The 7,374-nt window shown below is 58.8% G+C and carries 6 protein-coding genes and 1 pseudogene; 6 read left to right on the top strand and 1 reads right to left on the bottom strand.

Annotation, left to right across the window (positions count from 1 at the left end; translation table 11 throughout):
* The first annotated feature begins 144 nt into the window (after nucleotides 1–144).
* The 4 genes from AB4Z52_RS23125 to AB4Z52_RS23140 all read left to right on the top strand — a co-directional run bounded on the left by AB4Z52_RS23125 (nucleotide 145) and on the right by AB4Z52_RS23140 (nucleotide 4,991).
* Nucleotides 145–1,641 (top strand): MDR family MFS transporter, encoded by a 1,497-nt coding sequence (locus AB4Z52_RS23125; protein WP_442220236.1) that lies wholly within the window; start codon nucleotides 145–147, stop codon nucleotides 1,639–1,641.
* A 111-nt stretch (nucleotides 1,642–1,752) separates the two neighbouring features.
* Nucleotides 1,753–3,216 carry an MFS transporter gene (locus AB4Z52_RS23130; RefSeq protein WP_442220237.1) on the top strand — a complete coding sequence of 488 codons (1,464 nt, stop codon included), beginning with the start codon at nucleotides 1,753–1,755 and terminating at the stop codon, nucleotides 3,214–3,216.
* Nucleotides 3,217–3,286: 70 nt separating this feature from the next.
* A complete protein-coding gene (locus tag AB4Z52_RS23135; protein ID WP_442220238.1) occupies nucleotides 3,287–3,520 on the top strand; it encodes a hypothetical protein in 234 nt (77 codons plus the stop codon).
* A 424-nt stretch (nucleotides 3,521–3,944) separates the two neighbouring features.
* Nucleotides 3,945–4,991, top strand: coding sequence for an NAD(P)-dependent alcohol dehydrogenase (locus AB4Z52_RS23140; RefSeq protein ID WP_442220239.1), 1,047 nt, complete (start codon nucleotides 3,945–3,947; stop codon nucleotides 4,989–4,991).
* A 93-nt stretch (nucleotides 4,992–5,084) separates the two neighbouring features.
* On the opposite strand, the gene AB4Z52_RS23145 is transcribed toward AB4Z52_RS23140, so the two are convergent.
* A complete protein-coding gene (locus AB4Z52_RS23145; RefSeq protein WP_442220240.1) occupies nucleotides 5,085–6,011 on the bottom strand; it encodes a diguanylate cyclase domain-containing protein in 927 nt (308 codons plus the stop codon).
* Nucleotides 6,012–6,286: 275 nt separating this feature from the next.
* Between AB4Z52_RS23145 and AB4Z52_RS23150 the strand changes: the two genes are divergently transcribed.
* Entirely contained in the window at nucleotides 6,287–6,853 is a 567-nt protein-coding gene (locus tag AB4Z52_RS23150; RefSeq protein ID WP_442220241.1) for a tyrosine phosphatase family protein, read from the top strand.
* Nucleotides 6,854–7,237: 384 nt separating this feature from the next.
* A pseudogene (locus AB4Z52_RS23155) lies at nucleotides 7,238–7,374 on the top strand (IS110 family transposase); the annotation flags it as partial.

Consider the following 7,374-nt stretch of genomic DNA (forward strand, 5'->3'; position numbering starts at 1 on the left):
AGGGATGCAATGGCAGCGGAGAAGGTTGCGAACCTGTTTCGCCGTCGCTTGCCCTCCAGTTTCAATCTTAAAGATTTGTCGATCGCCCGCCGGCCGCTTGGCCAAGGTCTTTCCGGCTGGGCTAGATCGTCTGAAGGAAATGATATGTCCGAATATGTCGATCGCTCGAAGCGTCCGCTGGTGATTGCGTCAATCGTGTTTGCAACGTTTATGGTTGCGATAGAGGCGACGATCGTGGCAACTGCGATGCCGCGGATCGTCGGACAGCTCGGGGGCTTCACATACTACAGCTGGGTTTTTTCGGCATTCCTGCTGGCGCAGTCGACGACCACGGTCATTTACGGCAAGCTATCCGACATGTTCGGCCGCAAACCGGTCCTCGTCGGCGGCATACTTATCTTCCTGGTTGGCTCAGCCCTTGCTGGCTTTGCGTGGTCGATGGCGTCGCTGATTGCCTTCCGGCTGCTGCAGGGAATTGGAGCAGGGGCGATCCAACCCGTGACGATGACGGTCGTCGGCGATCTCTATAAGCTTGAGGAACGTGCCAGGGTCCAGGGTGTGCTTGCAAGCGTCTGGGCGGTCTCGGCGGTGATCGGACCGCTGGCGGGCGGCCTGATTGTCGATAATGTGTCATGGGCCTGGATATTCTGGATCAACCTGCCGATCGGCCTGCTGACGATCCTCGGCTTTACCCTTTTCCTGCACGAGAACATTGAGCCCCGGAAGGCCAGGATCGACTATCTCGGCACGATCCTGTTTTCGATTTCGATCGTCTCATTGCTTGTCATATTGACGGAGACCGATGCTGCGGCCTGGATACTTGCCTGTCTTTCCGCACTGTTCTTCGCCACCGGCTTTCTCTTCATCCTGCAGGAACGTCGCGCCCCTGAACCGATCATATCGATCGCGCTATGGAGCAGGCGGCTGATCGCCACCTGCAACGCGGCAACGCTTCTGGCCGGCATGGCTCTGATCGGGCTCACGACGATCCTGCCGATCTATGTTCAGGGTGTGCTTGGACGCTCCCCGCTTGTCGCTGGCTTCACGCTGACGATGCTGATCGTCGGCTGGCCTCTCGCTGTCATGCTGTCAAGCCGGCTCTTTCGCGCCTTCGGCATCCGTCGGACGTTGCGCGTCGGTAGCCTCATGTTCCCGTTCGGCGCGGCCTTCCTGCTTTTCCTGACGCCGGAAAGCAGCCCGATCGTCGCCGGCATCGGTTCGTTCCTCATGGGATTCGGCATGGGCCTTATCAGCCTCAGCAGCATCGTCCTGGTCCAAGATAGCGTCGAATGGTCGATGCGCGGCAGCGCCACGGCGTCGATCATCTTTTCGCGAAGCCTCGGAAACACGCTTGGCGCGACGGCGCTCGGCGCGGTGCTCAATGTCGGCATCGCTCATTTCGGCAGCGGCGATCTGGCGAGGCGACTGCACGACATCCTCAACCAGCCGACCGGGCTTTCCAACCTCTCGACGGACCCCGCGATCCGGTTGGTGTTCAATTCGGCGCTTCACTGGAGCTTCTCGGGCGTCTTCGTGGTCGCTATCCTGACATTCGCCACCACCTGGCTCATTCCGATTTCCCATCATGTCGGACGCAAGCCGTCTTCGAATGCCGATGCCCAGGAGGCGATGTCGCATTGACCGATAAATGCGCTCGCACGCGCCATAAAAAGGCGAAAATGCACTCGACAGTCGCCGACGACGGATTAACTATCGTGCCGCACCCGTGGCCGAGAGTCGGAGCAATCTTTTATGGCTGACATATCCACTGACCGGTCGGCGGCAGCCAAGCCAGCTGCAAATTCCCGGCCGCTGCTGATCGCGCTCCTCGTCGCAGGCGCGTTCTTCATGGAAAACCTCGACGGGACGGTTATCGCGACGGCATTGCCGCAGATGGCCGTATCCTTCGGCGCCCGGCCGGTCGATCTCAACATCGGCATGAGCGCCTACCTGCTGACGCTTGCGGTGTTCATTCCGATCAGCGGCTGGATCAGCGATCGGTTCGGCGCTCGCCCGGTCTTTGCATCCGCAGTCGTGATCTTTACGCTCGCCTCGGTTCTCTGCGGCTTTGCCAATGGCGTTGGATCTTTCGTTGCCGCGCGCATACTCCAGGGGATAGGCGGAGCGATGATGGTGCCGGTGGGCCGGCTCGTCGTTCTCAACAATACGCCCAAGCATCAGCTGATATCCGCGATCGCGACGATCACCTGGCCGGCCTTGGTGGCACCGGTTCTCGGTCCGCCGCTCGGCGGCTTCATCACCGACCACGCCACCTGGCGATGGATTTTCTTCCTAAACCTGCCGCTCGGCGTTTTCGCTCTGGTCTTTGCACTCATCCTTATCCCATCGACCAAACAGGCCGGCACACCTCCCTTCGATTGGCTCGGGTTTATCGTCAGCGGGTTGGGCCTTGGGAGCCTGATGTACGGGCTTGAATTGATCGGACGGCCGGAGCCATTGTGGCTGCAGGCAGCAGCTTATCTATTCGTCGGTGCCGTCCTTCTCACGGGGGCGGTCTTTCACTTTCGTGGAAAGGCCAACCCGCTGATCGACTTTTCTGGCATGAGACTGCCAACCTTCGGCGTCACCATATCGGGCGGTTCGCTTTTTCGTATCGCCATCGGCGCCGTTCCTTTCCTTCTTCCGTTGATGTTCCAGGTCGGGTTCGGGCTGAGCGCCTTTCACGCCGGTCTGATCACGCTTGCCGTTTTTGCCGGAAATCTCGCGATGAAGCCGGCGACAACGCCGATTCTCAGGCGCTTCGGTTTCAAGCCCGTGCTCATTGTCAACGGCATCGCCAATGCGCTCCTCATCTCTGCCTGCGCCTTGTTCTCGCCAGATACGCCACTTGCCGCGATGCTGATTGTCCTGTTTCTGGGCGGGATGTGCCGCTCGATGCATTTTACCGCGCTGAATACCATCGCTTTTGCAGATATCCCGGCACGGCAGATGACCGGCGCCAATACGTTGTTCAGCACGGCGTTCCAATTGACCATGGGAATGGGCATCGCCGTCGGTGCTATCGGCATCCGCATCGGGCAGGCTGTCGCCGGGCCGATGGGGCTCGGCGGCCTGCCGGCGATCGAGTTTCGGCTGGCCTTCATTCTGCTTGGCATCATCGCCCTGTTTGCGGTCGTCGATTGCCTGCGCCTTGATCCGAAGGCCGGCGACAACGTCTCCCGAAAGCCGAAGCCAACGGCAAAACAGGCCGTTTGAAGTCCGTCGAGTTTCCAAGCGAAACCTGCTATTTGCTGGTATTGTCTATACGAAGCCAGTGGAGGCAATCATGACCGACCGCGACGACAAAACCAAAGCCAAGGATCAGTCGAAATCGAGCGCGATATGGGAGGACGAAAAGGCGACCGCCAATGCAAAACATGACCGGCACGACCATCAAAGCAGGGATGAACCGCTGGGCGACGCACTAAGCATCGGCGCGGGGCAGGTCAGCTCGCCGTTTCTGACGGAGATCCAGGCGGATGCGATCGCCAAGCAGACAAGCCGGAACAACGGCAAATAGCCTCTATTCTTCGTCGTGTCCGGCTAACGCATGAATAGGGCCGGCAAGCCGACGATCAGAATGACGAATAAGGCGATAGTTACAAAGCGAACCGCTTTCGCGCGACGCGCGCGTTGTCCTGTCCAGTCGTAGACCATGGTCGATCTCGTGCTCCCCGCCGATGATTTGGCCCTGCCGAAACAATAATAAAATATGCTGCCGAAATAAGGTTGCCCGAGGCTTTCTTCAAAAGCAGTCAAGAACTACGCATATAATCATATTATAATACTAGAATCGGTGCAACCCCGCTCCGGCATGTCACCTTTCACAAGGCGAACCGGCGAAAAGTCATTTTGCTAGGCACCTCCAGGCTATATATAGATGCCGTATTGCCCTGGTCCAGCGACGGGAGCGTTTGCAGAGTTGAACACGAAGGAATGCATAGATGACGAAAGTGCGTGCCCTGGTTCTTGAGCGCCAACACGAATTGGTATTGCGTGATATCGAACTGCCGCAGGCCGTCGGGCCGGGGCAGGTCAAGATCAAGATCCACACCGTGGGCGTCTGCGGCTCGGATGTGCATTATTACACGCACGGGCGGATCGGCCCTTTCGTCGTCAATGAACCGATGGTGCTTGGTCACGAGGCGGCAGGCACCATCGTTGAGGTCGGAGAGGGGGTCATGCACTTGAAAGTCGGCGACCGCGTCTGCATGGAGCCGGGCATTCCCAACGCCAATTCGCGGGCGAGCCGACTTGGAATGTACAACGTCGATCCGGCGGTGCGGTTCTGGGCGACGCCGCCGATCCATGGCGTGCTGACGCCTTTCGTAGTGCACCCGGCCAACTATACCTTCAAGCTTCCCGACAATGTCAGCTTCGCAGAAGGCGCCATGGTGGAGCCTTTTGCCGTTGGCATGCAGGCTGCGGGCAAGGCGAAGATTGCGCCAGGCGATACCGCGGTCGTGCTCGGCGCAGGACCAATCGGCACGATGGTTGCAATTGCCGCTCTGGCCGGCGGCTGCGCCAGGGCAATCGTTGCCGATCTCGCCCAGCCGAAACTCGATATCGCGGCCAAATACCAGGGCGTCATCCCGGTCAACATCCGCGAGAAGAACCTGGTGGAGGAAGTCATGCGCTTGACGGATGACTGGGGCGCCGATGTCGTCTTTGAATGCTCTGGCTCGCCGAGGGCATGGGAAACCGTCATGGACCTCCCACGTCCGGGCGGCGTGATTGTCGCCGTCGGCCTGCCAGTTGCTCCTGTCGGCTTTGACGTATCGACGGCATCGACCAAGGAGATCCGGATTGAGACGGTGTTTCGCTACGCACATCAGTATGATCGGTCGATCGCGCTGATCGCTTCCGGCCGGGTCGATTTGAAGCCGCTCATTTCGGAAACCTTCGCCTTCGAAGACTCGATCAAGGCCTTTGAGCGCGCAACCGAAGCGCGCCCCGCCGACGTGAAGCTGCAGATCAGGCTCGATCAGTAAAAGATCCGTTATCTGCCCGGCAACCTATGGCGCCGGCGCGTCGCGTGACAGGTTGCGGACCGAGTTTTGTGCGTACTTGCAATGCGCGGGTAACTACCGGGCAATTTCCAGGCGCAGGCGCTCACCTGATTTCTTGGCGAAATACATGCACTTGTCCGCCTTTTTGAGGAGGGTGGCGGCGGTGTCTTTCGAGGGATCCAGCAGCGCAACGCCGATCGCGGCGCCGATACTGATCATGTGTCCATCAAATCCGATCGGCTCGAACACTCGCTCCATGACCCGATTGAGGAGAGGAATATCCTTGTCGGCACCGGTCGGATCGGCCTCCAGCAGCGCGACAAACTCGTCGCCGCCTATTCTAGCGACGAAATCCGCCGGCCGACACCGCTCGCGCAGCCGCCGCGACACAACTTTCAGGACCTCGTCGCCGACCGCGTGACCCATCGTGTCGTTTATGGCCTTGAAGCCGTTGAGATCTATGAATGCCAGTCTCAGTCGTTTGCTCGACGCGCGCGCCAGCGATATCGACTCCGTCATGAATTCCTCGAAGCAGGCTCGGTTCGGCAGTCCGGAGAGCGCATCGGTCATTGCGGCACTGCGCAGGGCCAAATCCATTTCGCGCTGGAGTTTTACACGGGCGGAAACATCGATAATAACCTCAACGTCAAAGGAGACGCCGTCTATGACGGTCCTTTGTGCCGAGATCAAAGTGGGAATTTCGGTGCCGTCCGCGTGGAGGATATCGACCTCCTCGAGAACATAGGCTCCCTCTTCTGCAAGCAGGCGGTGCCGCCGGTCTCTCGCGGGGCTATCGATCGCGGCCCCTTCGGACGTTAGCTTCTTTCCGCGGATGTCGCTCCACTTGCGGCCAGTGAGCTTCAAATAGGCTTCGTTGACTTTCAGGTAGCTCGACGTTGCGGTATCGCTCGTCGTGATGGCCATGGCAATTGGCGCGGATTCGAACATTCGCAGCAGCATAGAGGTCAGAATTTGCGGCGGGATTAGATCTGTCTCATCCATTGTGTATCTTTGGCTGGGCTTTCCTGATCATTCTAAAATAGCTATCAGCTAAAGTTTAAAATCTTCTGCGTGCCGGAGCGGCCGCGGCGAATTCGGCCATGCGCCGATTGGCGGGTGCGTGCATTGTGAGAAAACCTGACCGACGAAGTGATGCAGATTGAGCAGAAGCGGTCTATTATTCCTCTCTGGCTGAAATCGAATCGGGAAGCTGTCGCCGATGGACATCGGCCGATGTCGAATTTTCAAGAAACTATTTGCGGCAAGGACATAGTGACATGCAGACGTTAGAAATCCCCAGCCAAGTCATCTGCGGTCTTGAGGAATTGGGTGGTCATTCGAAGAGCGGCGTCACTCATGTGCTGTCGCTCGTCGATCCCGATTTGCCGGAGATTGAGGATTTCGAACACTACGGATCAGTGCACCGGATCGTACTGAGGTTGCACGACATTATCGATCCGCAGCCGGGGCTGATCTTGCCGAACCCGTCTCATGTTGAAACAATACTCGACTTCGGTGCGGCAATTGACAGCGAGGCGCCTAGCCGTCTTCTTGTCCACTGCCACATGGGCGTCTCGCGCTCGACGGCCGCGATGACGGCCATCATGGCGCAGGCTCAGCCCGACAAGGATGAGGATTTCATCTTCGAAACGTTGCGCGCGATCCGTCCGCAAGCCTGGCCAAACTCGCTGATGATCCAGTTTGCCGACGACCAGCTCGAGCGGGAAGGTCGGCTCGTGGCCGCACTGCGTCGCCACTACGGAACGCAGGTCAGGACAGACGCTACCCTGTCGGATTGGATGACCCGACTGGGCCGCGGACGCGAGGTTGCCATGGCGCTCTGAGGCGCCTTGATCGACTATCGGGGCATCAAGCGCGATTGAATTTCAAGATGACCATTGCCGTTCTTGCGCCCTGCGTGCGGCGTCTCAAGCGTCAAGCCGCGCGTTTCCGCCACGGCGAGACAGAGGCATTGCAGCTTGAATATGGTCTGCGGCACGGAACGGAATTCGTCCCTCTGGGAGGGTCCCGCTTAGCCCGAAATAGGATGCGGATGTCGAAAATTGCTCGACGATATCCTCGTTCTGCACAAGGCCGATTGGAGGTGAGGCCCATCCCTCTAGACCGTATGTTCGTGAGGTGAAGGTGGCCCGCCCCCGCGATAAGCTGAATTCGGGGGTTGCTCTGGATTGGCCGGAGCCGAGCCCCACGCTTAGCGAGGGCGAACCATGAAAGAAGATAGCGTAATTTTCATCGGCTTGGATACCTCCAAGCTGAAGATTTCGGTGGCGGTTGCGAATGGCGAGCGCAAGCGAGGTGCGGTTTTTCGGCGACATCTCGTCGGAGCCAGCGTCGGTGGCATCGA

The organism is Rhizobium sp. 2YAF20, assembly GCF_052114685.1.
Lineage (GTDB): Bacteria > Pseudomonadota > Alphaproteobacteria > Rhizobiales > Rhizobiaceae > Rhizobium.